This is a genomic window from Streptomyces sp. NPDC030838 (assembly GCF_055572035.1).
On the sequence record NZ_JBVIED010000006.1, the window covers coordinates 206,330 to 232,426 of the forward strand.

Below are 26,097 nucleotides of genomic sequence, written 5' to 3' on the forward strand. Positions count from 1 at the left end.
GCCTCGCCGGGCATGCATGGAGGTCCCGGCCGTATCCGGCCACATCCTCGGACCCGACGCGCCTGGAGGCGAGTGATGAACCAAACAGCCGATCAAGCCGACCCCACGATCCATCAGGTACCGGTCCTCATCGTCGGCGGCTCCCTGGTCGGTTTGTCGACCTCGCTGTTCCTGGGGCGGCTGGGGGTGCGGCACACGCTGGTGGAGCGCCATGCGAGCACCTCCATCCATCCCCGGGGCCGCGGCAACAACGTCCGCACGATGGAGCTGTTCCGGGTGGCCGGCGCCGAGCCGGGGATCCGGGAGGCCGCCGCCACGCTGGCCGAGAACCACGGCATCCTGCAGACCCCCACCCTGGTCGGCGACGCGGGGGAGTGGCTGTTCCGGGAGATCGACCCGGGCGGCGGCCTGGCCCGCTTCAGCCCCGCCTCATGGTGCCTGTGCAGCCAGAACGACCTGGAGCCGGTTCTGCTCGACTGCGCCGTACGACTCGGCGGCGACCTGCGCTACGGCACAGAGATGATGTCGTTCGACACCGACGCCACCGGCGTCACCGCGGTGGTCAAGAGCCGCGAGACGGGCGAGCACACCACCATCCGCGCGGACTACCTCGTCGCCGCCGACGGTCCCCGCAGCCCCGTCCGTGAGCAGCTCGGCATCGGGCAGAGCGGCCCCGGCGACCTGTTCCACAACATCAGCATCACCTTCCGCTCCCGTGGCCTCGCCGACGTCGTGGGCGACCGCCGCTTCATCGTCTGCTACCTGACCAACCCGGAGGCCGACGGGGCGCTGCTGCCCGTGGACAACCGGGAGAACTGGGTCTTCCACGCCCCCTGGCACCCCGAACGCGGCGAGACGCTCGAGGAGTTCACCGAGGAGCGGTGCGTCGAGCACATCCGCCGTGCGGTCGGGGTCCCGGACCTGGACGTCCGGCTCACCGGCAAGGCGCCCTGGCACGCCGCCCAGCGGGTTGCCCGCAGCTACCAGGCGGGACGTGTGTTCCTGGCCGGCGACTCGGCCCACGAGATGTCCCCCACCGGGGCCTTCGGCTCCAACACCGGTATCCAGGACGCCCACAACCTCGCGTGGAAGCTGGCCGCGGTGCTCGGCGGCTGGGCGGGTGAGGGGCTGCTGGACACATACGACGCCGAGCGCCGCCCGGTGGCGGAGGCGACCAGCTCCCGGGCCGCCGCGCGGTCGGTCGAGCACAGCCACCCCGGCTACGCCCCGTCGCCCGGGGCCGGCGGCGGCCCCCAGCGCGGCATCCTCGACGTGGCCCTGGGCTACCGCTACCCGCGGGGCGCCGTGGTCGGCACCGACCCGTCGGGCCCCGTAGTCCCGGAGCGGCTCGCCCTGACCGGTGAACCCGGCAGCAGGGCGCCCCACTTGTGGCTGCGCCGCCAGGGGGAACGGATCTCCTCCCTCGACCTCTACGAAAAGTCGCCGGTCCTGCTCAGCGACGCCGGTGCCGCGAGCGGCTGGCACGAGGCCGCCGTGCGCGTCGCGGAAGAGATGTCCGTGCCGCTGGTCTCCTACCGGGTGGGCACCGGACCCGACGCCGAGCTGGCGCCCGAGGACGGTGCGGACTGGGCCGCCTGCCACGGCACGACACCCGGAGGCGCGGTCCTCGTCCGGCCCGACGGGTTCGTCGCCTGGCGGGCGTCCGGTCCGGTCCCGGACGCCGCCTCGGAACTGCGTCAGGTCCTGACCGAGGTGCTGGCACTCGCCTGACCTCGGACTTCTGGCCAATGAGCCGACCCGCGCCGAGCGGGTCGGCTCCTTTCGCCGTTCCGACACTCCCTCAGCCGCGCCACACCGAGGGAAGTTGACGAGCCGACGCATGCGACGGCACCACGTGACCCCGTGGGCGGACGGGTTCACCCGACTGATCGCCCGGAGTAGCGGCGCGGAGCCGTCTGGCTGACGGTTGAGCATGTCGCGGTCGAGTAAGGCCAGCTGACCAAGTGACAGCTGCTCGACCGTCGGCGGAAGGAATGTCAGATGCGCTCTGCTCGCATGCTCATGGCCGCCACGGCGGCCTCGGCCGCCCTCGCTCTCGGTGCGCCCGGCGCCTACGCGGCCGTCGGCTCGGACCACGAGGACTCCTCCTACAGCAAGGAAGAGAGCAAGGAGCACGACAAGGACTACTCCAAGGACCACGACAAGGACGACTACTCCAAGGACGACTACTCCAAGGACGACTACTCCAAGGACGACTACTCCAAGGACGACTACGACAAGGACTACGACAAGGACAGCTCGTACGACTCCCCGCGCGGCGGCATGCGCACCGGTGGCGGCGCGCTGACCGCGCTGAACAGCGACGACGAGTGGGGTAGCAAGTCCTACAAGGACAGCGACAGCTCCTCGGGTTACAAGGACAGCGGCTCGGGCTACAAGGACAGCGGCGGCTCGGGTTACAAGGACAGCGAGCACAACGGCAAGGACTCGTGGGGCAGCGACCACGACAAGCCCCGCGGCGGGGTGCACACGGGTGGCGGCGGCCTCTCCGCACCGTCGGTGACCGCGGGCGGGCTGGCGGCCCTGGCCGTCGCCGGCGCCGGCCTGTACGTGGTGCGTCGCAGGAAGACCGCCGGAAGCGTGGCCTGACCCATGCCGGCCGCGATAGCCGCGGTGGCCGCCACGCGCGCGTGCCGCGTGGCGGCCCCCGGCCGGATCTCCCGGTACTCCGTTCGCTCAGCTGCCGTGCCCTAGTGAGGTGGTTCTCCGATGGCAGCCGGTCCGTCCTCCCCCGTCGACCAGGAGCCGGCCCCGAACCCGCAGTCGTCCCGCACCGGCGTACTGGTGATGGCCACCCTGGCCGTCCTGGTGCTCGTCATGAGTGCGGTCGGCCGCACCGACACCTCGTCCGACGCCCTCCGTCCGCCGCAGGCCGCACCGGTCGGCACGTCGGCCCCGGCCGTCCCGGAGCCGTACCAGCCGGAAGGGCGGACGCGGAAGCCTCTGCCGCGATCGAAGCCCGTGCGCCTGCTCATCCCGAAGATCTCGGTCGACGCCCCCTTCACGGAGCTGGCCATCGGCCCCTCGGGACAGCTCCAGGCTCCGCCCGCCGACGACACCAACCTCGTCGGCTGGCACGCCAGGGGACCCGCGCCGGGCGAGACCGGCACGGCGATCATCGCCGGGCACGTCGACACGAAGACGTCTGCCGCCGTCTTCGTGAGCCTCGGCGAACTCGAGGCAGGCGACATGTTCCACGTGGAGCGAGCGGACGGCCGCATGGCGACCTTCGTGGTCGACAGCGTGGAGACATTCGACAAGAAGAACTTCCCCGACGAGCGGGTGTACGGCGACGCCGACCGGCCCGAGGCCCGGCTCATCACCTGTGCGGGTGACTACGACCGCACGGTGAAGGACTACACCGACAACCTCGTGGTCTTCGCCCACCTCGTCTGAGCCCGACCCGCTTTCCCCCTCCCGTGTCCGCGGCCAGTCACCCTCGTAGTGCACACAAGTCGCGCTCCTCAGGGGACGGCCACAGGATCGAGGAACGCCGACGTCGCTCACCGTGACCGACGTTCACCCCGGCCCGCCGAAGGAGATGTGCGCAGGATGACCACCACGTCCGAACGTGTTTCCGGACCGCTGACGCACCAGATGTCGCAGCGTGTCTCCCAGTCCGTGTTCGACGGCTCCAGGCTCCGTGTCGTCCTGCTGGTGGACGTCCACGACGGTGCTCAGCAGCAGTTCCTGGAGGCCTACGAACAGCTTTGCAGTGAGGTCGCGTCCGTCCCCGGACACGTCAGCGACCAGCTGTGCCAGTCCATCGAGAACCCCTCCCAATGGCTCATCACCAGTGAGTGGGAGAGCGCCCCGCCGTTCCTGACCTGGGTGAACAGCGAGGAGCACGTGCGGATGGTGGCACCGCTGCACAGCTGCGTCCGGGACACCAGGTCGCTCCGCTTCCACATCGTCCGCGAGACCGACGGCCCGGCGACGGACGCCGATCGCGGACAGCGCCGGCTCCAGTCGGCCCCGAGGATCGGTGACGGCCTCATCCGCCACGCCCTCACCTTCACCGTCAAGCCGGGCAGTGAGGAGACCGTCGCGAAGATCCTCGCCGGCTACGCCTCACCCGAATCCCGGGTCGACGACACCACCCGGCTGTGCCGCACCTCCCTGTTCATGCACGGCAACCGGGTCGTGCGCGCCATCGAGGTACGGGGCGATCTGCTCGCGGCGCTGCGCCACGTCGCCCGGCAGCCCGAGGTACGGGCGGTCGAGGAGGCCATCAACCCCCATCTGGAGCAGCAGCGGGACCTCGACGACCCCGAGTCCGCCCGCGCCTTCTTCACCCGGGCGGCGCTCCCCGCCGTCCACCATGTGACCGCCGGCCGGGAGACCGCCGACGCCGTGCGGCACGCGCTGTACTACCCGGCCCGGGAGGGCTGCGGGATGCGTCTGGCCGAGCTGCTCGCCCAACAGGACGAGGCGACGGACGCTCCGCAGGGCCCGGTGCTGCGCAGCACCATCTTCCAGCGCGACGACGTCGTGATGCGGCTCATCGACGTACAGGACGGGGACGACGCCGACCCCGGCGCCGTGCTCGGCCTCGGCGACCGCCGGCAGGCGGACGAACTGCTGGCACTCCTCGACGCCGAGGCTCTCGGCGCGGACGCGTCCGCGCTGCTCGGCGGAGGCGCCGCCCGCCTGCTCACCCTCGCCCGAATGAACCTCGTCACCGACCGCCGCGCTCCCGAAGCCTGATGCCTCGGCGCCCGCGCCGCCCCAGCCACGCCGCAGTGTCGAAGCGGTACCCGATCGGAGGAAAGCCGTGATCAAAGCCAATCCCAGAATCGTGCATCTCAGCGAGGTCGAGCCCAACACCCGGCGCGGTGGCGATCTGCGGGCCATGCTCACCCCGGCCACCGTCGGGTCCACCAGCGGCTTCATGGGCGTGGCCATCGTGCAGCCCGGAGACCGCATCGGTGAGCACTACCACCCGTACTCCGAGGAGTTCGTCTACGTCGTGTGCGGGCAGCTCGAGGTGGACCTGGACGGCGAACCCCACCCGCTCCAGCCCGAGCAGGGGCTGATGATCCCCGCCTACATGCGGCACCGCTTCCGCAACGTCGGCAACGTCGAGGCCCGGATCGTCTTCCACCTCGGCCCGCTGGCCCCGAGCCCGCCGCTCGGCCACGTCGACACCGAGGAGAGCGACGCCGTCCCGGTCGCCGCCGAGGCAGCCCTCGACGGCGACGGCCGGGAAGCCGAACGACGGCAGGTCCGATCATGACCAGGCGCGTAGCGGTCACCGGCATAGGCGTCGTGGCACCTGGCGGCATCGGCGTCCCGGCCTTCTGGGACCTGCTGTCCCACGGACGCACCGCGACCCGGGGCATCACCTTCTTCGACCCGTCCGGCCTGCGGTCGCAGATCGCCGCCGAGTGCGACTTCGACCCGGTGGCCCACGGGCTGGAGCCCGACGAGATCGCACGCTGCGACCGGTACATCCAGTTCGCGCTCGTGGCCGCGGACGAAGCGGTACGGGACTCCGGCCTCGACCTCGCCCGGGAGAACCCCTGGCGGGTCGGGGTCTCCCTGGGCACCGCGGTCGGCGGCACCACCCGGCTGGAGCACGACTACGTCCTGGTCAGCCACCGCGGGCAGCGCTGGGACGTGGACCACCGGGAGGCGGAACCGCATCTGCAGCGCGCGTTCTCGCCGAGCACGCTCGCCTCGACGGTGGCCGAGCGGTTCGGGGCGTGCGGACCGGTGCAGACCGTCTCCACGGGCTGCACCTCCGGGCTCGACTCGATCGGGTACGCCTTCCACACGATCGAGGAGGGCCGGGCCGAGGTGTGCATCGTCGGCGCCTCGGACTCACCGATCTCGCCGATCACGATGGCGTGCTTCGACGCGATCAAGGCCACGTCCCCCAACAACGACGACCCCGCCCACGCCTCGCGTCCCTTCGACGCGGACCGCGACGGGTTCGTGATGGGGGAGGGCGGTGCCGTCCTCGTCCTGGAGGAGCTGGAACACGCGCGGGCCCGCGGTGCGCGCGTGTACTGCGAGCTCGGCGGCTACGCCACCTTCGGCAACGCCTACCACATGACCGGCCTGACCCGAGAGGGCCTGGAGATGGCCCGGGCCATCGAACTCGCTCTCGACCACGCCCGGCTCGACGGCACGGCGATCGACTACGTCAACGCGCACGGGTCGGGCACCCAGCAGAACGACCGTCACGAGACGGCCGCGGTCAAACGGGCCCTGGGGCAGCACGCCTACGACACGCCCATGAGCTCCATCAAGTCCATGGTGGGCCATTCCCTCGGCGCGATCGGATCGATCGAGGTCGTCGCCTGTGTGCTGGCCCTCGCCCACCAGGTCGTGCCGCCCACCGCGAACTACGAGACCCCGGACCCGGAGTGCGACCTGGACTACGTCCCGCGTGTCGCCCGCGAACGGAGACTGAACAGCGTGCTCTCCGTGGGCAGCGGGTTCGGCGGCTTCCAGTCCGCGGTGGTCCTGACCCGGCCGAGGGAGAAAACACCATGAGCGGACCCTATCCACGGCGCGCGGCCGTCACCGGAATCGGCGTGGTCGCTCCCAACGGAACCACCACCGAGACCTTCTGGAAGTCCACCAAGGAGGGCATAAGCGCCCTGGACCGGGTCACCCGCGAGGGATGCGAGGACCTGCCGCTGCGGGTCGCCGGTGAGATCCGGGAGTTCGAGCCGTCGGCGGCGATCGAGGAGCGCTACCTGGTCCAGACCGACCGGTTCACGCACTTCGCGATGACCGCCGCCGACCTCGCACTCGACGACGCCCGCCTCGCCCGCGCCGACACCGACGGCTCGCCGTTCTCGGTCGGCGTGGTCACCGCTGCCGGCTCCGGCGGCGGCGAGTTCGGCCAGCGGGAGCTGCAACAGCTCTGGGGCAAAGGCAGCCGCTTCGTCGGGCCGTACCAGTCCATCGCCTGGTTCTACGCCGCCAGCACCGGCCAGATCTCCATCCGCCGCGGCTTCAAGGGCCCCTGCGGTGTGGTCGCCGCCGACGAGGCCGGCGGACTGGACGCCCTCGCCCACGCGGCGCGGGCCGTCCGGCGCGGCACCGATGTGATCGTGGCCGGATCGACCGAGGCCCCGCTGGCCCCCTACTCGGTGGTCTGCCAGCTCGGTTACCCGGAGCTGAGCACCGTCGACGACCCGGCGCGCGCCTACCGCCCGTTCACCGCCGCGGCCTGCGGATTCGTACCCGCGGAGGGCGGCGCCATGCTCGTCGTGGAGGACGAGATCGCGGCGCTGGAACGAGGCGCGCCGGTGCGGGCCTTCGTGGCGGGACACGCGTCGACCTTCACCGGCGCCTCCCGCTGGGAGCGCTCCAGGGACGGGCTGGCCCAGGCCGCCCGGGGCGCCCTGGAGGAGGCCGGCTGTGCCCCCGAGGAGATCGACGTCGTCTTCGCCGACGCCCTCGGCGTGCCCGAGGCGGACCGCGCGGAGGCGCTGGCCATCGTCGACGCCCTCGGCGCGCACGGCCGACGCGTGCCGGTCACCGCCCCCAAGACCGGTATCGGTCGCGGCTACTGCGCCGCGCCGGTGCTGGACGTCGCGGCGGCGGTGCTCGCGATGGAGCAGGGCGTCGTCCCGCCCACCCCGAATGTGTTCGACATCTGCCACGACCTCGACCTGGTGACCGGCCGGGCGCGCGCCTCCGGGCCGCGCACGGCGCTGGTCCTCAGCCGGGGGCTGATGGGGTCGAACTCGGCCCTGGTGCTGCGACGCGGCACCGCCGACGCCGTGCAGTGAGGCGTCACAGAGCAAAGGAGAAACCATATGAGTGACCGCATTACCGTGGAAGAACTCGCCGAACTGATGAAGAAGGCCGCCGGAGTCACCGTTCCCCCGCAGGAACTCGAGCTGCAGCAGGACACCGGGTTCGACTCCTTCGGCATCGACTCGCTCGGTCTGCTCGGCATCGTGGGCGAGCTGGAGAACCGGTACGGCGCGCCCATGCCGCCGGACGCGGAGCGCTCCAAGACCCCGCGGCAGTTCCTGGACCTCGTCAACGGCGCGCTGCCGGCGGGAGCCTGAGATGGCCGGGCACACGGAGAACGAGATCGTCATCGCCGCGCCGGTCGACCTCGTCTGGGACATGACCAACGACGTGGCGAGCTGGCCGGACCTGTTCAGCGAGTACGCGTCGGTGGAGATCCTGTCCCGGGAGGGGAACAAGACCACCTTCCGGCTCACCATGCACCCCGACAAGGACGGCAAGGTGTGGAGCTGGGTATCCGAACGCGAAACGGACCGTGACACGCTCTCCGTCACGGCTCGCCGCGTCGAGACCGGCCCCTTCGCGTACATGAACATCCGGTGGCAGTACGAGAAGGTGCCGGAGGGAACCCGGATGGTGTGGACCCAGGACTTCGCGATGAAGCCCGACGCACCGGTCGACGACGTCTGGATGACCGACAACATCAACCGGAACTCCAAGGTCCAGATGGCCCTGATCCGGGACCGCATCGAGCAGGCCGCCGGGGAGCGCGAGCCCGTGCCGACCCTGACCGACTGAACGGGACGGAGCACAGGACCATGCACCAGACCCTGATCGTCGCCCGGATGGCCCCCGGGTCGGCCCCGGACATCGCCAAGGTGTTCGCGGAGTCGGACCGTGGTGAACTCCCTCATCTCATCGGGGTGTCCGGGCGCAGTCTGTTCCAGTTCGGTGATGTGTACCTGCACCTCATCGAGGCGGAACGGGACCCCGGACCCGCCATCGCCAAGATGGCCGGGCACCCCGAGTTCCAGGACATCAGCGAGCGCCTGTCGGCGTACGTCACCGCGTACGACCCGGCGACCTGGCGCTCCCCGAAGGACGCCATGGCGAACTGCTTCTATCGCTGGGACCGGGACGCCACCGCCTGAGCCGTCCATTCCCCTCGCCGGTCGCCGGACACGCGCAGGATGCGTGGCCGGCGACCGGCGTCCGGTAGCTCCCCTCACGGCCGGGATCCCCTCAACGGGCGTGGTGATCCGGGACCGTGCAGTCGAACGCGTGCAGGTACGGATTGACCGGCCGGACGTCGTCGATGACCAGTCCCGCGCCGGTGAGCCGGCCCACCATGCTCTCGGTGGTGTGCTTGGCCCCGCCGACGTTGAGGAGCAGCAGCAGATCCATGGCCGTGCTGAACTTCATCGACGGGGTGTCGTCGACGAGGTTCTCGATGACCACGACCCGCGCTCCGGGGCCGCCCGCCGCGATGACGTTGCGCAGCGTCCGGGCGGTGCTGTCGTCGTCCCACTCCAGGATGTTCTTGATGATGTACACATCGGCCCGGACCGGGATCTCCATCCGGCAGTCGCCGGGCACGATGCGCACCCGGTCCGCGAGCGCGCCTCCCGGCCGCAGCCGTGGATCGGCGTTCTCCACCACGCGCGGCAGGTCGAGCAGGGTCCCGTGGAGCGACGGGTACTTCTCCAGCAGGCTGGCCACCACGTGTCCCTGGCCGCCCCCGATGTCGGCGACCGACGAGCTCCCCGACAGATCGAGGAACTGCGCGACGTCCCGCGCCGACTGCATGCTGGACGTCGTCATGGCCCGGTTGAAGACGTCGGCCGACTCCGGGGCGTCCTCGTTGAGGTAGGTGAAGAACTCCTTGCCGTACAGGTCCTCCACGACGTTGTGACCGGTGCGCACCGCCTCGTCCAGCATCGGCCACGCGTCCCAGGTCCACGGTTCGGTGCACCACAGGGTGATGGCCCGCAGGCTGTGCGGGTCGTCCTCGCGCAGCAGCCGGGACATGTCGGTGTGTGCGAACGTACCGTCCGGCCGCTCGGCGAAGACGCCGTAGCAGGACAGGGCGCGCAGCAGCCGTCGCAGCGGCTGCGGTTCGGTCTTCACCGCCGCCGCCAGGTCCTCCACGGCCTGCGGGGAGTCGCCGAGTGCGTCGGCGACGCCCAGCCGGGCCGCCGCGCGGAGGGCGGCGGCACACGCCGCCCCGAACACGAGCTCCCTCAGCCGCATGGACGGCGGTGGGGCGGTCTGTGCGGTCGTCATGTGCCGCCTTCCTTCCAGTGGTTCCGCGGACGGCTTCGGCCGGCCGGTCAGCACAGGCCCGCGGGCCTGGAGGCCCCGCAGGAGTTGCCTTCGAAGGTGTTGTTCTTGCCGGTGTCCGTGTTCACGAGGTCGGCCGGGGAGTTGTTCGCCAGCGTGTTGTCCGTGATCCGGTTCCGCTCGCTGGTGGTGCCCACCATGCTCTTGAACAGGACGATGCCGCCCGACAGCGGGGAGTCGCCGGCGTTGTCCCTGATCACGTTCCGCGTCACCAGGGTGTCCTCGGCGCCGGTCAGGACGATGCCGGACCCCTGCAGGGCGGCCAGGCGGGCGGTCTTCGGGCAGGACTTGTTGTTCCGCACGATGTGGTTGTCGCGCACGGTCAGGGCGCCGGCCCGCGGCTTGTTCTCGTCGCCGACGACGAAGATGCCCGCGCAGTTGCCGGTCACGTGGTTGGCCGCGACGGTGAGGTTGCGCAGCCGCCGGACGGTGAGCCCGATCCGGTTGCCCTCCAGCCGGTTGTGCTCGACCACCGCGCCCCGGGAGTCCACGGCGCCTTCCTCGGCGTCGACCGTGTTGGCGAGGAACAGGCCCGCGTCGCCGTTCTCCCGCGCCGTGTTCTTGCGGAACACGCCGCGGACCGAGCGCTCCTGGGCGATGCCCCACACCCCGTTCTTCACGCTCGTCACGTTCCGCACGGTGAGCCGGTCGGTCGCGAAGGCGAAGACCCCGTTCTTGGCGAAGCCGGTCACCGTCAGGGAGGCGATGGTGACGTCCTTGACGCGGCGGTCCTTCTTACCCACCACACAGATCCCGTTGCCGCCCTTGGCACAGGAGTTGGCGGCCTTGTCCGTGCCCGGTTGGATCACGGTGCCGCGCCCCATGCCCCGCAGGGTCAGCCCGGGGGTGCTCACCTTGACGCTCTCCCGGTAGGTGCCGGGGGTCACGAGGACGGTGTCCCCGGGCTTGGCCGCGTCGACGGCCTGCTGAATCGATTCCCCCGGGAAGACCATGTCGGTCCGGTGGTGGTCGGCGACGGGCGGAGCCGCGCCGAGGCCCACACCGATCAGCGCGGCGGTGCACGCCAGATACGTGATATGGCATTTCTTCATATTCCGAACGGTAAGAGCGAGACATCAGGAACCTCCCGGTTGATCCATCCGATGGCGTGTCGTGCCCGGGGTGCCGCCCTCCGCGGGCTCTTGCGGGAGACACAGGTCACATTCGTTCCTGTCACATCCCTGCCGGGTCGCTCCGTCATACGGGTGCAGCCAACCGAAACGGCAGAGGAGAACACCATGAGTGCTCGTCTGAACATCTTCACCAGCCCCGTCGCCGGCGCGGTCCTGAAGCACTTCGTCGCGGCCGGCCAGGCGATCGCGAAGACGTCGCTGCCCGCGGCGACGCAGGAGCTGGTGAAGATCCGCGCGAGCCAGATCAACGGGTGCGGCTTCTGCACCGACATGCACACCAAGGAGGCCACCGCCGCCGGTGAGTCGGCGGTGCGGCTCAACCTGATCGCGGCCTGGCGGGAGGCCACGGTCTTCACCGAGGCCGAGCGCGCCGCGCTGGAGCTGACGGAGGAGGGCACCCGGATCGCGGACGCGGCCGGCGGGGTCTCGGACGAGGTGTGGGCCAGTGCCGCCAAGCACTACGACGAGGAGCAGCTCGCCGCGCTCATGTCCCTGATCGCGCTCATCAACGCGTTCAACCGGGCGAACGTCATCGTCCAGCAGCCCGCCGGGGACTACCAGGTCGGCCAGTTCGCCTGACCGCCCGCGGCACCTGCCGGAGCAGTGCCTCCGGATGGCGCAGGGCGTGCCACAGCCCCAGGGCCAGGGATACGGCGGCCACCGAGAAGCACACCCAGAACAGCAGCTCGGGGCCGGTGGCCAGGTCGTAGGTGGTGCCGTCCTCCCACCGGCAGTACGCGCTCGGGGGAAACGCCGTGGAGACGCCCCGGACGGCACCGTCTCCGATGACGCCCTTCCGTAGGGGCTCGGCGGGGCACGGAGCGGTCTCCGGGAACAGGAAGGCGTCGTCCGCCGTCATGACGGCCAGCCAGGCGAGGGCGGCGACCGGCGCCGAGCACAGAGCGCCGGTCTTCGCCCACCGCGGCAGGCGGGGATACGTCAGGAAGCCGCGCAGCGCGACCTGCCCGACCACGAGCGCCACGAAGACCGGGAGGAGCGTCACGCCGCCACCTCACCAGGACACGCGGGGACTGAGCTGTGGTGGACGCCACTCGTTCGGTCACAGCAGTGTCACAAGACCGGCCGCGCCGGCGAACGCGGCCGCCGTCAGCCCTTGGCCAGCAGACCGCGGCCGCGCAGCACCCGCCGCTCGAGCGGGCTGAAGACCAGCAGGTCGATCGCGATGCCGACCAGCAGGATCAGGAAGATCGCCAGGAACACCTGCGACATGCTGGCGTTGTTCCGCCCGTTCTCCAGCAACTGGCCGAGGCCGACGCCGAGATCGGGCGAGGAGGCGATGATCTCGGCGGCCATCAGCGACCGCCAGGAGAACGCCCACCCCTGCTTCAGGCCCGCCAGATAACCGGGCAGCGCCCCCGGCAGCACGATGTGCCAGGCCCCGCGCAGCCCCGTCGCGCCCAGCGTCCGCCCGGCGCGCAGGAACAGCGGCGGGATCTGGTCGATGCCCGCGACGAGACCGTTGGCGATGGACGGGACCGCGCCGAGCAGGATGACGGCGTACATCATCGAGTCGTTGAGCCCGAGCCAGATCACGGCGGGCGGCACCCACGCCACCGACGGCAGCGACTGGAGCCCGGACAGGATCGGCCCGATCGCCGCCCGGACGAACTTCACCTGGGCCACCAGCAGGCCAAGCGGGGTGCCGATGGCGAGCGCGAGCAGGAAGCCGAGGAGGCCGCGCGAGACGGACGTCCAGATGTAGTCGAGCAGGGTGCCCTGGAGCCAGGCCGTCTCGACCTCGCCCCACACGGCCCCCGGCGACGGCAGCTTGTAGTCGGGTGCGACCTTCGCCCACACCAGCAGCTGCCAGACCACCAGCACCAACGTGACGGCGAGGACGGGCGGCAGCACCTTGCGCACCAGGGTCTCGCGCAGCGGCGTACGGCTGACCTGGACGGAGTCGAGGGCGTCGAGCCCGGCCTCCAGGCCGGCCAGGTCGTTGCCGCCCTTGACGGGTGCGTCGGCGGACGTGTCAGTGCTGGCCATGACGGCGGATCTCCCCACGCAGTTCTTCGGTGATCTCGACGGACAGCTCGGCGACCGCGGTGTCCTCGATGCGGCGCGGCTGCGGAAGCCCGATCGTCCACTGGCGGGCGATACGGCCCGGGCGGGACGACAGCAGGACCACGCGCTGCGCCAGCCGGACCGCTTCACGCACGTTGTGTGTGACGAAGAGGACGGACAGGCCGGTCTCCGCCCAGATCCGGGTCAGTTCGTCGTGCAGCACGTCCCGGGTGATGGCGTCCAGCGCCGCGAACGGCTCGTCCATCAGCAGCAGCCTGCTGTCCTGGGCGAGCGCACGTGCCATCGCCACGCGCTGGCGCATTCCGCCGGACAGCTCGTGCACCCTCTTGCGGTGCGCGTCCTTCAACCGGACGAGTTCCAGCAGCCGTTCCGCCTCGGGTCGGCGCTCGGCCTTGGCGACCCCGCGCAGCTTCAGCGCCAGCTCGATGTTCTGACCGGCCGTCAGCCAGGGGAAGAGGGCGTGCTCCTGGAACATCAGGGCGGGGCGGCCGTCCCTGGCGATCGACCCCGCGGACGGCCGGTCCAGGCCGGCCACCAGGTTGAGCAGGGTGGACTTGCCGCAGCCCGAGGCGCCCAGGAGGGTGACGAACTCGCCCGGCGCGACATCGAGGCTGATGTCGTCCAGCACGAGCTGTTGCCCGCCGGGGCCCGGGAACGACTTCGAGACGTGTTCGATCCGGGCGGCGTGCCGCCCGGCTGTGGTGTGTTCCTTGGCCGGGGCTGACGCGGTGGCCATGGTCGTCACCTCCTGGGAAGTCATCGGGTCCGGTGGTCGTTACTGGGCGCCGAGACCGGCGTCGTCGACCGCTGCCTTGCCCTCGGCCTCGAGGATCTTGTTGAGCAGGGTGAGGTCGTAGATGCCCGTCAGATCGGGCTTCTCCAGCAGGCCGGCCTGTACGGCGTGCTCGGCCTCGGTGTCGAGGGTGGCGGCCAGCGGGTCGTCGAGGAACGTGATGGACTTCCAGGCCGGGTCGATGACCTCGGCGGGCAGCGCCTTGCCGGAGTCCCGCCTCAGCGCCTCGTTGGCGGCGGCCTTCGCGTCATCCGGGTTGGCGTTGATCCACTCGTTGCTCTTCACAGCGCCGCGCAGTACGGCCTCGACGACGTCCGGGTGCTTCTTCAGGAAGTCCTGGGACACGATGATGTTCGTGATCACGAACTTCTTGTCGGGCCACAGATCGGACTCGTCGAGCAGCACCTTCGCGCCCTCGGCGACCAGCTTCGACGCGGTCGGCTCCGGCACCCACGCGCCGTCGATGGAACCGGACTTGTAGGCATCAGGGGTGACCTTGTTGTCGGTGCGGACGACGGAGACGTCGCCCTTGCCGCTCTGCGCGTCGACCTTCCAGCCCTGCTCGGCGATCCAGTTGAGGAAGGCCACGTCCTGGGTGTTGCCGAGCTGCGGGGTGGCGATCTTCTTGCCCTTGACGTCCTTCAGGGACTTGATCTTGTCCGGGTTGACGACCAGCTTCACTCCGCCGGACGCCGAACCGCCGATGATGCGGAGGTTCTTGCCGCCCGACTTGACGTAGCCGTTGATCGCCGGGGACGGGCCGATCCAGCCGATGTCGATCGACCCCGAGTTCAGCGCCTCGATCTCCGACGGGCCCGCGTTGAACGTCGCGTACTTCGCCTCCGTGCCGCCCAACTCCTTCTGGAAGAAGCCCTGTTCGCGGCCGACCAGGGCGGTGGCGTGCGTGAGGTTGGGGAAGTAGCCGATCCGCACCTCGTCGGCGGAGAGCTTCTCGGCGTCTGCCGCGACCTCGGCCTGCCGGTTGTCGTCCTGGGACTGGGACTCGGAGCCGTACCCGCAGGCGGTCAGCAGAAGGGGGAGCGCCGCTATGGCGGCGAGGGTGCGCAGCGTGGAGAGCGGTCGTGCGGCAGACACAGAGGTGTCCTCTCAGGATGGGGTGGTGATCGGGGGGCCGCTGTCGGCGGAGGGGCGTGGGTGTGCCGACCCGGCCACCAGCGGATAGGGGGCGGGGCGGGGCAGCGGGGCGCAGCGGTGCTGGGTGTGGGACCGGTGGTGCTGCGGAGGTCTCAGGCGAAGCGACAGATGGCGCTGGAGATGCGGCCGAGGTCGATGTGGCGACGCGAGGTCAGCAGAGGCAGGAGCAGGACGGTGTGGCTGAGCGTTCGCATGGCCACCCCCCACGGATTCCTAGTTTTCCTACCTGGTTGCTAGGGATCGTGGCAGAAGGACGCCCCTGCCCCAAGGGGGAGTTCATATGGTGGACGTTGCTATCCCATACTTCGGGATCAGGGGTTCACCCAGGCGTCCGGGGCATGGGTCAGGGCGGACACATCCGCAGGCAGCTGGGCCGATGCCACGTCGGCCAGCGATACGCCCTCCAGGATTTCCCGCACATTGGACCGCAGCGCGATCCACAGGGGCAGCAGGGACTCGGCGGGGCCGGTGTAGGACAGCTCCGGGGGGCGCACCCCGCGGACCGAGACCAGCGGCCCGTCCACGATGCGGATGACGTCGGCGATGCTGATGGACTCGGCGGGCTTGGCCAGCCGGTAGCCGCCGTTGCCGCCGCGCTGGCTGAGCACCAGGCCGCCGCGGCGCATGTCGTTCAGGATGCTTTCGAGGAACTTGTGCGGAATGTCCTGAGCGGCCGCGATCGCCTCGGCCTTGAGTGGCCCGTCGTCCCGTGACGCGGCGAGCTGTAGCGCGGCACGTACCGCGTAGTCCGCCCTGGCTGAGATCCGCATACGGCCATTATCCCGCAGGTCTCGGCCGCCCTCCGCCGCGGCCGCCCCCTGCCGCGGCCCTCCGCTGCGGCAGTCCTCCGCCGCGGCCGGCGTCAGAGAGGCAGGGCGAAGGGCGGGTGTGTCCCGTTCAGGAAGTAGTCCCCGACATCGCGCAGGCGATGGGCGACGGGCTCGTACAGGGTGTGGGTGCGCGCGTTGCGCCAGAAGCGGTCGAGGCCCAGCCGCGCGGAGGTCGAGCGGGCGCCGACGATGTCGAGGGCGCGGGTGGTGCACTCCTGCGCCGCCCGGGCGGCGGCGGCTTCGGCCATGGCCACCAGCACGGCGATGTCCGCGTGCTCGTCGAAGGTGAGATCGTCGCCGCGGGCCAGCCCCGCGCACACGGCGGCCAGCGCCTGGTCCGCGAGCGCGGACGCGGCGCGGACCAGGACGGTGAGTTCGCCGAAGACGGTCAGCACATGCGGGTCGTGCGGAGAGCCGACCGGCCAGGCCGGGTGCCACGGCGCGTGGCCCGCTCTGCTGTAGTCACGGGCTTCGGCGAGCACCCCGTCGGCCATGCCCAGCTGGAGCTGGACGGAGAGCAGCCGCCCGGCCGGCGATACCAGGGCGGCCCGGGGCGACAGGACGTCCTCGTCCGCGGACAGGGAGCCGAGGACGGCGTCGGCGGCCACCGGCACGGCGTCGAACTCCACGCTGGCGCCGGCCGCGAGCCGCTGGCCGAAGGTTTCGGCATCGTTGTCGAGGCGTACGCCGGGGGAGGCGGGGTCGACCAGGACGGCGACGGGTTCCCCGGTGTCGGCGCGCACGGCCCGTACGGCGATCCGGTCGGCCACCAGCACTCCGGTGACATAGCTCTGCCGGCCGTCCAGGACCTGGCCGTCGGCGGTGGGGGTCAGTGCCGGCGCGGGTTCCTGGCGGGCGAGACCGCCGCCCCAGCACCACTGCCGCGCGGCGGACCGCCGGTCGATCCGGGCGGCGAGCGCGGGCTCGTTGAGGAACCGGGCGCTCCACGACAGGAACGTGTGACAGGCGAGCAGTTGGGCGATCGCGCCGTCGGCTGCCGCGATCTCCCGGACGACCGCACAGGCCGTGGACCAGTCCGCGCCGCCGCCGCCGAGTCCGGCCGGTATCAGCAGGGTCAGCAGCCCCGCCTCCCGCAGCCGGGACACCTCGTCGAAGGGTGCCTTGCCGGCCTGCTCCCGGGCCACCGCGTCGGTGGCCAGGTCGTCCGCCGTCTCGCGGGCCACGCGCAGCCAGTGCGCACGGCCGGGCCCGGTTCGCTCGGGCTCCGTGGCAGGTCGGTGCGGCGCGGAGGCAGTGGGCATGTGCCTCATCCTGCGCGGCTTCCTGAGACACCGTCAATACTTTCCTAGTAAATCGATAGGAAAACTCGGGAAGTTGGATCGGCGGCTGTGTCCCGGCATGCGGGCCGCAGTTGACGAGACGTGCGATGTACTGCTCAAGTAATCGCATGAACGCCGAGCAGCGCCTGGTCACCCGTGACCACATCGACTTCGGTCGAGTGTGGTCCGCCGCGTGTTGCGCCTGATCCGGCAGCGGGCCGTCTGACCGGCCCTCCTTCTTTCTCTCAGCTTTCTCTCCGCTTTCTCTTAGCCTTCCCGGCACTCGCGCTGCTGCCGCCCCGCTTCCTGCCACGCCCGAGGCCCGCGCCCAGGCGTCGTCATACCCGTTCACCACCCGGTTCCGCACTGAGGCCCGCTCCGCCGTGCCCGCAGCCCGCAACGGCACGGCCCTCAGCGAACCCGAGGAAAGGCCATCTCCCATGCCCGTGGAGTTCCTTGGCATCGCCGCCACCAACGACGGCTCCGAGACCACCCCGCGCTCCGGCGCCGCCTTCGACAAGGAGTACACACTCCGCCTCGCCCGCGCACACGAGGACCACGGCTGGGACCGGGTGCTGTTCGCCTACGGCTCCGGATCCCCCGACCCGGCGCCGGCCGCCGCCTATGTCGCGAGCAGGCTGGAGCGGCTGGAGATCCTGCTCGCCCACCGCCCGAACGTCTCGTACCCCACGTTCGCCGCGAAGACCTTCGCCACCCTCGACCAGATCAGCGAGGGCAGGCTGACCGTGCACTTCATCACCGGCGGCAACGACCACGAGCAGGCCCGCGAGGGCGACACCCTCACCAAGGACGAGCGCTACGAGCGCACCCGGGAGTACATCCGGATCGTCAAGAAGATCTGGACCACCCGCGAGCCCTTCGACCACGAGGGCGACCACTACCGCTTCCACGACTTCGTCAGCGACGTCTTCCCCGTCCAGCAGCCCCGCCCGAACGTCTCGTTCGGCGGCTCCTCGCCCGCCGCGTACGCCGCCGGCGGCGCGGAGGCCGACATCTACTGCCTGTGGGGCGAGCCGCTGGAGCGGACGGCCGAGCAGATCGAGGCCGTGAAGGCCGCGGCGCGGGCCGCGGGCCGCACCGATGTGCCCCGCATCCAGGTGGCGTTCCGGCCGATCATCGCCCCCACCGAGGAACTGGCCTGGGAGAAGGCCCACCGCACGGTCGGCGCCATCCGCGGGCGCCGCGAGGCGGGAGTCGTCCGCCACCACCGCGGCACCGCCCCCGAGAACACCGGCTCGCAGCGGCTCGTCGCCATCGCCGAGGCGGGGGAGCGGTACGACCGCGCCCTGTGGACCCCGACGGCCGCCGCCACCGGCGGCGCGGGCAACTCCAACGCCCTCGTCGGCACCCCCGAGACGGTCGCCCAGGCGCTGCTCGACTACTACGACCTCGGCGTCGACATCCTCTCCGCGCGCGGCTACGACCTGCTGGGCGACGCCATCGACTTCGGCCGGTACGTGATCCCGCTGGTCCGCGAGGCGGTCGCCAAGCGCGACGCCGAACGCGCGGCGCGCGGCACCCGGACCCTGGCGGCGGTGCGGGCATGACGTCCGCTCCCGACCTGACGGTCATTCAAGTCCCGGTCTCCGACCCCAGAGTGCGGCCCCTGCTGCGCGAACTCGGCGACGAGTACTCCCGGCGCTACGGCAAGGACGCCCACGCGGAGCTGGCCCGTTACCCCGACGAGGAGTTCACCGCACCGTACGGCGGCGTCCTCCTGCTCCTCCTCGAAGGCGGCGAACCGGTCGCGGGCGGCGCCTTCCGCCGCTACGACACCGGCACCGCCGAGCTGAAGCGGATCTGGACGCACTCCGCCCACCGGCGCCGCGGCCTCGCCCGGCGGGTCGTCGCCGAACTGGAACGCGAGGCGAGCCGGCGCGGCTACCGCCGGATCTTCCTGACCACCGGGCCACGCCAGCCGGAGGCCCGCGCCCTGTACCTGGCCACCGGCTACACCCCGCTGTTCGACACGGCCGCCGATCCGGAGACCATCGGCCCGCTGCCGTTCGAGAAGCACCTGCCACGGGCCACCCGAACCACCGGAAAGGCAGCCACTCTGTGAACCTCCCCACCACCGTGACCAGACTGGGCCTGGCCCTGCTGCCCGTCCTCGCGCTGACCGCCTGCGGCTCCGGCGGCACACCCGGCACCTCCGCGGTGGGTGCCCAGGCGTCCCCCGCGCCGACCGACGACCCCGTGGCCGCCGTGCGCAAGGTGGACTCCATCGCCGCCCTGCTGCCCGCCGACGTCCGCACGTCGGGCACCCTGCGCGTCGGCAGCTCGATCGGCCTCCCGCCCGGCGCCTACTATCCGAACGGCTCCGACAAGGCGCCCGCCGGCCAGGACATCGACATCGCCGACGCGGTCGCCAAGGTGCTCGGCGTGAAGCTGGAGCGCCAGGAGGCGTCGTTCGAGTCGATCCTGCCCGCCCTCGGCAGCGGCAAGTTCGACGTCGGCACCGGCAACTTCGGCGTCACCACCGAACGCCTGAAGCAGGTCGACTTCGTCACCTACATCAACGACGGCCAGGGTTTCGCCGTGAAGAAGGGCGGCACCGCGCTCAAGGGCAGGGTCACCGACCTCACCCAGCTGTGCGGGCTGACCGTCGGCACCGGCGCCGGCACCACCTTCGAGGCAACCCTCGAAGCGGAGAAGGGCGTGTGCGCCAAGGCGGGCAAGAAGCCGTACGACGTGAAGGTGTACGCGGAGAACGCGGCGACCCTCACCGCGCTCCAGCAGGGCCGGATCGACGTGATCATGTCGACCATCAACGGACTGCGCCACCAGGCCGCCCAGCCCGCGTCCCAGACCACCTTCCTCGGCGAGTACCACCGGCTCGACGTCGGCTTCGCCTTCAAGAAGGGCTCCCCGCTCACCAGGGCCTTCCGGGCCGCGGTCGACGAGCTGATCGAGAACGGCACCTACGCCCGGATCCTCGACAAGTGGGGCACCACCGCCTCTGCGATCGACGCGTCGCGGATCAATCCACCCGAGCACAGGTGACCCATGAGCAGCGACACCCTGACCCAACCGACGGGGCGAGTAACCGACACATCCCCTGAGTCGAAGGTCGTTCCCGTCCGCCATCACGCCCGCTGGGCCGCCGCCGTGGCCGTGCTCGTGCTGGTCGCCCAGTTCGCGCACGGCCTGGCCACGAACCCCGTCTGGGAGTGGCACGTCTTCGCCGACTACGTCTTCTCCGAGACGATCGTCCAGGCCGTGTGGGTCACCCTCCAGCTCACCGCCTACGCCACCGTCCTCGGCTTTCTCCTCGGCACCGTCATCGCCTTCATGCGGCTCTCGCGCAGCCCGGTGCTCCGGACCGTCGCCTGGACGTACATCTGGATCTTCCGGTCCATCCCGATGATCGTCCAGCTGGTGTTCTGGTTCAATCTCAGCGCCCTGTACGAGCGGCTGGGCGTCGGCATCCCCTTCGGGCCGGTGTTCTGGTCCGTGGACAGCAACAGCCTCATCGGCACCATCGGCGCGGCCGTCATCGGACTGACCCTCCATCAGGCCGCCTACGCCGCCGAGATCGTCCGCGGCGGAGTCATCGCCGTCGACCACGGCCAGCTCGAGGCCGCCGCCGCGCTCGGCATCCCCCGGCTGCGCCAGATCCGCCGGATCGTGCTGCCGCAGGCCATGCGGGCCATCCTGCCCACGGCCGGCAACGAGATCATCGGCCTGCTCAAGGGCACCTCGGTGGTCTACGTCATGTCGATCGGCGAGCTGTTCTACCAGGTGCAGGTGATCTACGGCCGCACCGGCCGGGTGATCCCCCTGCTGCTCGTCGCCACCGCCTGGTACGTGGTGCTGACCTCCCTGCTCTCGGTCGCCCAGTACTACGTCGAACGGCACTTCGCCCGTGGCGCGAACCGCACCCCGCCGCCCACCCCGCTCCAGCGCGCCCGGCGCTTTGTGAAAACCCTGGGAGACAGCCGATGAGTCAGGTGATGGTGGACGTCCACGGCGTCCACAAGAGCTTCGGCCCGCTGGAGGTGCTGCGCGGCGTCGACCTCCAGGTCCGCACCGGCGAGGTCACCGTGATCCTCGGCCCGTCCGGCTCCGGGAAGTCCACCCTGCTGCGCACCATCAACCATCTGGAGAAGGTCAACCGCGGCTGGATCAGCATCGACGGCGAACTCATCGGCTACCGCCGCTCCGGGGACAAGCTGCACGAGCTGAAGGAGAAGGACGTACTGAAGCAGCGGACGAACATCGGGTTCGTCTTCCAGAACTTCAACCTCTTCCCGCATCTGACCGTCCTGGAGAACGTCGTCGAGGCGCCCGTCTCCGCCCTGCGCCGCCCCCGCAGGGAGGCGGCGGAGACGGCCCGCAGGCTGCTCGCCCGGGTCGGTCTCGCCGGCAAGGCCGACGCCTACCCGCGGCAGCTGTCCGGCGGCCAGCAGCAGCGCGTGGCCATCGCCCGGGCGCTCGCCCTCGAACCGAAGGTGCTGCTCTTCGACGAGCCCACCTCGGCGCTCGACCCCGAGCTGGTCGGCGAGGTCCTCGATGTGATCAAGGACCTGGCCGCCGGCGGGACCACCATGATCGTCGTGACCCACGAGATCGGCTTCGCCCGCGAGGTCGCCGACACCGTGGTGTTCATGGACGGCGGAGTCGTCGTGGAGCAGGGGCCGCCCGCGGCCGTCCTGGACACCCCGCGGCACGAACGCACCCGAGCCTTTCTCTCCAAGGTCCTCTGACCGCCCCTCAGCCCACCTCGCCGGCAAGGAGAACCACCGTGTCCACCCTCACCCGCCGTACCGCCGCAGCGGCTCTCGGTCTCGCCACCGCTCTCGTCCTCGCCGCCTGCGCGAACCCCGACGACGGCGGCACCACCGAGGTCGCGGACACCAAGGGCACCAAGACGAAGATCAACACCAGCCCCGACCAGGACCGGGTCACCACCGAGAAGGTCGACTCCATAGCCGCCCAGGTGCCGGAGGAGATCCGCCGGAGAGGCACCCTGGAGATCGTCGACTCCTCGGGCTCCGCAGCGCCGCTGACCTTCCACGCCACCGACAACAAGACCGTGATCGGCGTCGAACCCGACATCGCCCACCTGGTCGCCGACGTCCTCGGCCTGAAGGCGCACATCAACACCGTCTCCTGGGAGAACATCTTCGTCGGCCTCGACAGCGCCAAGTACGACGTCGGCTTCAGCAACATCACCGTCACCGAGGAGCGCAAGGAGAAGTACGACTTCGCCACCTACCGCGAGGACAACCTCGGCTTCGAGGCGAAGAAGGGCAGCGGGCTGAAGGTCGACGGCCCCGAGGACGTGGCGGGGAAGACCGTCGCCGTGAGCAGTGGCACCAACCAGGAGAAGCTGCTCGTCGAGTGGAGCGAGCGGAACGAGAAGGCCGGCCGGAAGCCGGTGGACATCAAGTACTACCAGAACGACAGCGACACCTACCTGGCCCTGCGGTCCGGCCGGATCGACCTCTACCTCGGCCCCCACCCCACCGCCGCCTACCACGCCGCCACCTCCGGCGAGACCGAGGTCGTCGGCACCTACTCCGGCGCCGGCGCCGACCTCCAGGGCCTCATCGCGGCCACCACCAAGAAGGACAGCGGCCTGGTGAAGCCGCTCGCCGCCGCGCTGAACGAGGTCATCGAGAACGGAACCTACGCCCAGGTGCTGAAGCGCTGGGGCCTGTCCGACGAGGCCGTCACCACGTCGGAGATCAATCCGCCCGGCCTGCCCAAGACCGCCGAGTAGCCCGCCCCCGCCCACCCCTGTACGCCGAAGGGTTCGCCATGGCCACCGTCCTGTCCGTCTCCGGAAGCCCCTCCGCCACCTCCCGTACCGCCCGGCTGCTGCGCCACCTGGACCGGCGGCTCACCGCCCAGGGACACGAGGTGATCCCGCTGGACGTCCGCACCCTGCCCGCCGAGGCCCTGCTCGGCGCGGACGTCCGGCACCCGGCGATCGCCGAGGCGATCGCCCTGTTCGACCGCGCCGACGGGGTCGTGATCGGCACGCCCGTCTACAAGGCGGCCTACTCCGGGCTGCTGAAGTCCCTGCTCGACCTGCTGCCGCAGTACGGCCTGGTCGGCAAGACGGTGCTGCCGCTGGCGACCGGCGGCACCACCGCGCACGTCCTCGCCATCGACTACGCCCTGCGCCCGGTGCTCAGCTCCATGGGCGCCGGGCACATCGTGCAGGGCTGGTTCACGCTCGACAGGGACCTCGCGGTGGCCGACGACGGCACGCTGTCCGTCGCCCCCGGCGCCGCCGAGGCGCTGGCACAGGTGGTCGACCAGTTCTCCGCGGCGCTGGGCAGCCGTACGACCCTGCTGGCGGCCGCCGGATGAGCGTCCGTCAGCTGAAGAGCGTCCGGACAGGCGTCCGTCCGATGCAGAGCGGCCGCACGGGCGCGCCGCACCGTACCGCCGACCACGAGCGAAAGGCCTGACCCGCACGTGAGCCTCACCTTCCACTGGTTCCTGCCCACCAACGGCGACAGCCGGCATGTCGTCGGCGGCGGCCACGGCAGCCCGGCCACCGCCAGCGCGGCCGACCGGCCGCCCAGCGTCGGCTATCTGAGCCAGATCGCCCGTGCCGCCGAGGACCTGGGCTTCAGCGGCGCGCTCACCCCGACCGGCGCCTGGTGCGAGGACGCCTGGCTGACCACGGCCATGGTCAGCCGGCACACCGAGCGGCTGAAGTTCCTCGTCGCCTTCCGGCCCGGCTTCGTCTCCCCGACGCTGGCCGCGCAGATGGCCGCCACCTTCCAGCGGCACAGCGGCGGGCGGCTGCTGCTCAATGTCGTCACGGGCGGGGAGAGCCAGGAGCAGCGCGCCTACGGCGACTTCCTCGACAAGGACGCCCGCTACGCCCGTACCGACGAATTCCTGCACATCGTCCGGGAGTTGTGGGACGGACACACCGTCGATCTCGCGGGCGAACACCTGCGGGTCGAGGGCGCGCGGCTCTCCCGGGTGCCCGAGCCGCGCCCGGACATCTACTTCGGCGGGTCCTCGCCCGCCGCCGGAGAGGTCGCCGCCCGCCATGCGGACGTCTATCTCACCTGGGGCGAGCCACCCGCCGCCGTCGCCGAGAAGATCGCCTGGATCCGGGCGCTGGCCGAGAAGGAGGGACGGACCCTCCGCTTCGGCATCCGGCTGCACGTCATCACCCGGGACACCGCCGAGCAGGCCTGGGCCGAGGCGCACCGGCTGCTCGACGGGTTCGATCCCGAGACCGTGGCCGCCGTGCAGGCGGGGCTGGCCCGCAGCGAGTCCGAGGGCCAGCGCCGCATGCTCGCCCTGCACGGCGGCCGGCGCGACGCCCTGGAGATCCACCCCAACCTGTGGGCGGGCATCGGACTGGTGCGCGGCGGCGCGGGTACGGCCCTGGTCGGCAGCCACGACGAGGTCGCCGACCGGATCGCCGAGTACCACGGGCTCGGCATCGACGAGTTCGTCCTCTCCGGCTACCCCCACCTGGAGGAGGCGTACTGGTTCGGCGAGAACGTCCTGCCGCGGCTCGCCGCACGGGGGCTGTGGACGCGTCCCCGGCCCTCTTGACGGGGCTCGACAGCGGGCTGACACTCCCTGGAGATTCCCTAGTGGACAGGTAGGAAATGATGGAGCGTCCGGAGTCGTCCGCCGACCGCGCGGTGCGCGCGGGGCGGCCGGCTCTGCTCCTGACCTCCCGCCGCCACATCGATCTCCTGCGCGTCTGCAGCGCGGCGAGCCTCCGGCACTGACCGGCGGCGCCCACCGGCACCGCACCCTCTCGCGCACGGGCAGGCGCTGTCGCGCGTCCGTCCCCGGCTCCTCCCGTGCGCCGCTCGCCGCCCACCGCGCGCACCACACGACGGACCCGGACCCAGGGAGACACATGCCCGCCGCACCCCTGACCAGCCCGCCGGCCCAGCCCTCCTTCCGGGGCAGGATCGGCTGCGACACCGGCAGCGGCTACTACGCCGTCGCCCGCCGCTACCGCCTCCATCTCTCGCCGTCCTGCCCGCACTCGCTGCGGCTGGCCATCACCCACAGCCTGCTCGGTCTGGAGCACGTCCTCCCGGTCACGCTGCTCCCGTCCGTGCCCGACGGCCCCGACGGCGGACACTCCGCGCTGCGTCCGCTGTACGAGGCCAGCTCGCACCGGCATCCCGGCCCCGCCGCGGCACCGGTGCTGAGCGACGACTGGACCGGACGGATCGTCAGCACCCACGCCCCCGACATCCTGCGGGACATGGTCCGCCACTTCGGCCGCGACCGCTCCGAGCTGTATCCGCGCGGCGCGGAGGCGGAGATCGAGGCCGTCGAGCAGCTCTGCGCGCGAGGCGTCGACGAGGCCGCCCAGAGCGCGGGGCGGGCCGGCGCCGACGCCGGGGAGCGCGGGGCCGCCCTCGCCCGGCTGCTGGCCACGCTGCGGCAGTGGGACGGGCTGCTCGGCTTCCAGGACTTCGTCCTGGGCGACCGGCTGACCGTCGCCGACGCGCACGTATGGGTGAGCCTGGTGCAGCTCGACACCGTGCACCGCCGGCACCTGGACGCCGCCGCCGTCCACCGCGTCGCCGGCCATCCGCACCTGTGGGCCTACGCCCGCCGGCTGGCCGCCCACCCCGCCTTCGGCCGCCATCTCGACCTGCCGGGCATCGCCCGCCGCCACCATGCCCGCTGCCAGGGGCTGGAGGCCGCGGGCGCGGCGGTCCGGATCCTCGACTGGGCGGCGCACATCGCGCCCTGTCGTCCCTGACCCGTTCCTCCTCCGCCGGCCCTTCGCGCGAGGGCCGGCCCCC

Annotated in this window: 30 protein-coding genes; 21 read left to right on the forward strand and 9 right to left on the reverse strand. The window is 71.3% G+C overall.

Annotated features, from left to right (window positions below; translation table 11 throughout):
* Nucleotides 1–75 precede the first annotated feature (75 nt).
* The 10 genes from ACZ42A_RS18505 to ACZ42A_RS18550 all read left to right on the forward strand — a co-directional run bounded on the left by ACZ42A_RS18505 (nt 76) and on the right by ACZ42A_RS18550 (nt 8,891).
* On the forward strand, nt 76–1,731 hold the full coding sequence (locus ACZ42A_RS18505; RefSeq protein ID WP_468528259.1) for an FAD-dependent oxidoreductase: 1,656 nt from the start codon (nt 76–78) through the stop codon (nt 1,729–1,731).
* 270 nt (nt 1,732–2,001) lie between these two features.
* Entirely contained in the window at nt 2,002–2,610 is a 609-nt protein-coding gene (locus ACZ42A_RS18510; protein ID WP_468528260.1) for a hypothetical protein, read from the forward strand.
* A gap of 120 nt (nt 2,611–2,730) precedes the next feature.
* The gene (locus ACZ42A_RS18515; RefSeq protein WP_468528261.1) at nt 2,731–3,417 is read left to right on the forward strand and encodes a class F sortase; all 687 of its coding nucleotides are present in this window, start codon (nt 2,731–2,733) and stop codon (nt 3,415–3,417) included.
* A 156-nt stretch (nt 3,418–3,573) separates the two neighbouring features.
* A complete protein-coding gene (locus tag ACZ42A_RS18520) occupies nt 3,574–4,728 on the forward strand; it encodes a SchA/CurD-like domain-containing protein (RefSeq protein ID WP_468528262.1) in 1,155 nt (384 codons plus the stop codon).
* A 67-nt stretch (nt 4,729–4,795) separates the two neighbouring features.
* Nucleotides 4,796–5,257, forward strand: a complete 462-nt coding sequence (locus ACZ42A_RS18525; protein WP_468528263.1) for a cupin domain-containing protein — start codon at nt 4,796–4,798, stop codon at nt 5,255–5,257.
* Nucleotides 5,254–6,522 carry a beta-ketoacyl-[acyl-carrier-protein] synthase family protein gene (locus ACZ42A_RS18530; RefSeq protein WP_468528264.1) on the forward strand — a complete coding sequence of 423 codons (1,269 nt, stop codon included), beginning with the start codon at nt 5,254–5,256 and terminating at the stop codon, nt 6,520–6,522. The genes ACZ42A_RS18525 and ACZ42A_RS18530 overlap by 4 nt, the downstream gene beginning before the upstream one ends.
* On the forward strand, nt 6,519–7,772 hold the full coding sequence (locus ACZ42A_RS18535; RefSeq protein ID WP_468528265.1) for a ketosynthase chain-length factor: 1,254 nt from the start codon (nt 6,519–6,521) through the stop codon (nt 7,770–7,772). The genes ACZ42A_RS18530 and ACZ42A_RS18535 overlap by 4 nt, the downstream gene beginning before the upstream one ends.
* 27 nt (nt 7,773–7,799) lie before the next feature.
* Complete coding sequence (locus ACZ42A_RS18540) at nt 7,800–8,057, forward strand: acyl carrier protein (RefSeq protein WP_468528266.1); 258 nt, start codon at nt 7,800–7,802, stop codon at nt 8,055–8,057.
* 1 nt (nt 8,058) lies between these two features.
* On the forward strand, nt 8,059–8,538 hold the full coding sequence (locus tag ACZ42A_RS18545) for an SRPBCC family protein (protein WP_468528267.1): 480 nt from the start codon (nt 8,059–8,061) through the stop codon (nt 8,536–8,538).
* Between the two features lie 20 nt (nt 8,539–8,558).
* The gene (locus ACZ42A_RS18550) at nt 8,559–8,891 is read left to right on the forward strand and encodes a TcmI family type II polyketide cyclase (RefSeq protein ID WP_468528268.1); all 333 of its coding nucleotides are present in this window, start codon (nt 8,559–8,561) and stop codon (nt 8,889–8,891) included.
* Nucleotides 8,892–8,982: 91 nt separating this feature from the next.
* On the opposite strand, the gene ACZ42A_RS18555 is transcribed toward ACZ42A_RS18550, so the two are convergent.
* Both ACZ42A_RS18555 and ACZ42A_RS18560 read right to left on the reverse strand, forming a co-directional pair.
* Nucleotides 8,983–10,023, reverse strand: coding sequence for a methyltransferase (locus ACZ42A_RS18555; RefSeq protein WP_468528269.1), 1,041 nt, complete (start codon nt 10,021–10,023; stop codon nt 8,983–8,985).
* 47 nt (nt 10,024–10,070) lie between these two features.
* Nucleotides 10,071–11,132 carry a right-handed parallel beta-helix repeat-containing protein gene (locus tag ACZ42A_RS18560; RefSeq protein WP_468528270.1) on the reverse strand — a complete coding sequence of 354 codons (1,062 nt, stop codon included), beginning with the start codon at nt 11,130–11,132 and terminating at the stop codon, nt 10,071–10,073.
* A gap of 186 nt (nt 11,133–11,318) precedes the next feature.
* On the opposite strand from ACZ42A_RS18560, the gene ACZ42A_RS18565 reads away from it, so the two are divergent.
* A complete protein-coding gene (locus tag ACZ42A_RS18565) occupies nt 11,319–11,792 on the forward strand; it encodes a carboxymuconolactone decarboxylase family protein (RefSeq protein WP_468528271.1) in 474 nt (157 codons plus the stop codon).
* On the opposite strand, the gene ACZ42A_RS18570 is transcribed toward ACZ42A_RS18565, so the two are convergent.
* From ACZ42A_RS18570 to ACZ42A_RS18600, 7 genes are all read right to left on the reverse strand, one after another.
* Nucleotides 11,743–12,216, reverse strand: a complete 474-nt coding sequence (locus tag ACZ42A_RS18570) for a hypothetical protein (protein WP_468528272.1) — start codon at nt 12,214–12,216, stop codon at nt 11,743–11,745. The two genes, ACZ42A_RS18565 and ACZ42A_RS18570, sit on opposite strands and share 50 nt — an antisense overlap.
* Nucleotides 12,217–12,320: 104 nt before the next feature.
* Nucleotides 12,321–13,220, reverse strand: coding sequence for an ABC transporter permease (locus ACZ42A_RS18575; protein ID WP_468528273.1), 900 nt, complete (start codon nt 13,218–13,220; stop codon nt 12,321–12,323).
* Entirely contained in the window at nt 13,207–14,019 is an 813-nt protein-coding gene (locus ACZ42A_RS18580) for an ABC transporter ATP-binding protein (RefSeq protein WP_468528274.1), read from the reverse strand. Before ACZ42A_RS18580 ends, ACZ42A_RS18575 begins: the two co-directional genes overlap by 14 nt.
* A 15-nt stretch (nt 14,020–14,034) precedes the next feature.
* A complete protein-coding gene (locus tag ACZ42A_RS18585) occupies nt 14,035–15,147 on the reverse strand; it encodes an ABC transporter substrate-binding protein (protein WP_468528275.1) in 1,113 nt (370 codons plus the stop codon).
* Between the two features lie 152 nt (nt 15,148–15,299).
* A complete protein-coding gene (locus ACZ42A_RS18590) occupies nt 15,300–15,401 on the reverse strand; it encodes a putative leader peptide (RefSeq protein ID WP_468528276.1) in 102 nt (33 codons plus the stop codon).
* Nucleotides 15,402–15,518: 117 nt separating this feature from the next.
* Nucleotides 15,519–15,977, reverse strand: coding sequence for an RrF2 family transcriptional regulator (locus ACZ42A_RS18595; RefSeq protein ID WP_365767736.1), 459 nt, complete (start codon nt 15,975–15,977; stop codon nt 15,519–15,521).
* Nucleotides 15,978–16,069: 92 nt separating this feature from the next.
* Nucleotides 16,070–17,299, reverse strand: coding sequence for an acyl-CoA dehydrogenase family protein (locus ACZ42A_RS18600; protein ID WP_468528277.1), 1,230 nt, complete (start codon nt 17,297–17,299; stop codon nt 16,070–16,072).
* Between the two features lie 458 nt (nt 17,300–17,757).
* Here ACZ42A_RS18600 and ACZ42A_RS18605 point away from each other — a divergent pair, with 458 nt between their 5' ends.
* From ACZ42A_RS18605 to ACZ42A_RS18650, 10 genes are all read left to right on the forward strand, one after another.
* Nucleotides 17,758–18,885 carry an LLM class flavin-dependent oxidoreductase gene (locus tag ACZ42A_RS18605; RefSeq protein ID WP_468528278.1) on the forward strand — a complete coding sequence of 376 codons (1,128 nt, stop codon included), beginning with the start codon at nt 17,758–17,760 and terminating at the stop codon, nt 18,883–18,885.
* Nucleotides 18,882–19,400 (forward strand): GNAT family N-acetyltransferase, encoded by a 519-nt coding sequence (locus ACZ42A_RS18610; RefSeq protein ID WP_468528279.1) that lies wholly within the window; start codon nt 18,882–18,884, stop codon nt 19,398–19,400. The genes ACZ42A_RS18605 and ACZ42A_RS18610 overlap by 4 nt, the downstream gene beginning before the upstream one ends.
* A complete protein-coding gene (locus ACZ42A_RS18615; protein ID WP_468528280.1) occupies nt 19,397–20,341 on the forward strand; it encodes an ABC transporter substrate-binding protein in 945 nt (314 codons plus the stop codon). Before ACZ42A_RS18610 ends, ACZ42A_RS18615 begins: the two co-directional genes overlap by 4 nt.
* 3 nt (nt 20,342–20,344) lie before the next feature.
* Nucleotides 20,345–21,283 (forward strand): amino acid ABC transporter permease, encoded by a 939-nt coding sequence (locus ACZ42A_RS18620; RefSeq protein ID WP_468528281.1) that lies wholly within the window; start codon nt 20,345–20,347, stop codon nt 21,281–21,283.
* The gene (locus tag ACZ42A_RS18625; protein WP_468528282.1) at nt 21,280–22,044 is read left to right on the forward strand and encodes an amino acid ABC transporter ATP-binding protein; all 765 of its coding nucleotides are present in this window, start codon (nt 21,280–21,282) and stop codon (nt 22,042–22,044) included. Before ACZ42A_RS18620 ends, ACZ42A_RS18625 begins: the two co-directional genes overlap by 4 nt.
* A gap of 38 nt (nt 22,045–22,082) precedes the next feature.
* Nucleotides 22,083–23,063: an ABC transporter substrate-binding protein gene (locus ACZ42A_RS18630; protein WP_468528283.1), complete on the forward strand. Its 981-nt coding sequence runs from the start codon at nt 22,083–22,085 to the stop codon at nt 23,061–23,063.
* A gap of 38 nt (nt 23,064–23,101) precedes the next feature.
* Complete coding sequence (ssuE, locus tag ACZ42A_RS18635) at nt 23,102–23,659, forward strand: NADPH-dependent FMN reductase (RefSeq protein WP_468528284.1); 558 nt, start codon at nt 23,102–23,104, stop codon at nt 23,657–23,659.
* Between the two features lie 108 nt (nt 23,660–23,767).
* Complete coding sequence (locus ACZ42A_RS18640) at nt 23,768–24,874, forward strand: LLM class flavin-dependent oxidoreductase (protein WP_468528285.1); 1,107 nt, start codon at nt 23,768–23,770, stop codon at nt 24,872–24,874.
* 56 nt (nt 24,875–24,930) lie between these two features.
* A complete protein-coding gene (locus ACZ42A_RS18645; RefSeq protein WP_468528286.1) occupies nt 24,931–25,056 on the forward strand; it encodes a hypothetical protein in 126 nt (41 codons plus the stop codon).
* Between the two features lie 134 nt (nt 25,057–25,190).
* A complete protein-coding gene (locus tag ACZ42A_RS18650) occupies nt 25,191–26,054 on the forward strand; it encodes a glutathione S-transferase C-terminal domain-containing protein (protein WP_468528287.1) in 864 nt (287 codons plus the stop codon).
* Nucleotides 26,055–26,097 lie beyond the last annotated feature (43 nt).